At 78.3% G+C, this 709-nt stretch carries 1 pseudogene; it reads right to left on the reverse strand.

Features of this window, described 5'->3' with window-relative positions:
• Positions 1-709: pseudogene (locus GT042_RS38295) on the reverse strand (hypothetical protein); the annotation flags it as partial.

Below are 709 nucleotides of genomic sequence, written 5' to 3' on the forward strand. Positions count from 1 at the left end.
GTCGGCCGAGGGGCCCTGGAGGTCGGGGTCGCCGACCGGGGCGGTGCCGTCTGCCGCGCCGGCGCCCGCGAGGTCGTCGTGAGCCTGACGACGTCGCCCGCCGGACGCCGTACCGGCCGCGCCTGCGGCGTCGTACGAGCCGGGGGCGATGCCACCCGGCTCACCACCCCTGCCGAGAGGCCGACCTCCGTCCGAGGCCGCCCCAGCGGGGTCCGACGCGACCCCACTCTCACCGGAACCACCCGCGCCAGCGGCGGGCACGACCGAACTGCCGCCGTGAGCCACGGTTCCGGCACCGCCGGGCGCAGCCGAGGAACGGCTCTGCCCTCCCGGATCGGCTTCGCCGACGGTGCCGGACGGGCGGTCGACCGACCCGGCGTGCGCAGCCGACGTCGTACCCGACGAAACGCCCCGGGCTTCGCCGGGGATCGGGGAAGCCCCGCCCTCGACTCGCGTCGTCTCCGGGGTGACCTCCCCCAGCGGGCTCCTCGGTGGCGTGGGGACCTTCGCGGTGACCCTGGTGGGGCGGGACGAGCGTTCGTGGGTCGCGGCGCTCGTGCGGGGGGCCGGGACTCCTGGTTGGGGGGTCGGGGGGAGGCTGAGCAGTTCCGCGAGGCGTTCGTCCTGGGCGAGGGACTCGGCCGCGCGGCGCTCCGCGTCGTACGCGTGCTCGGCGGCGAGGGCCGCGTCGGCGGCGCGGGCCGCCGTC

It is taken from the genome of Streptomyces sp. SID3212, assembly GCF_009865405.1.
GTDB lineage: Bacteria > Actinomycetota > Actinomycetes > Streptomycetales > Streptomycetaceae > Streptomyces.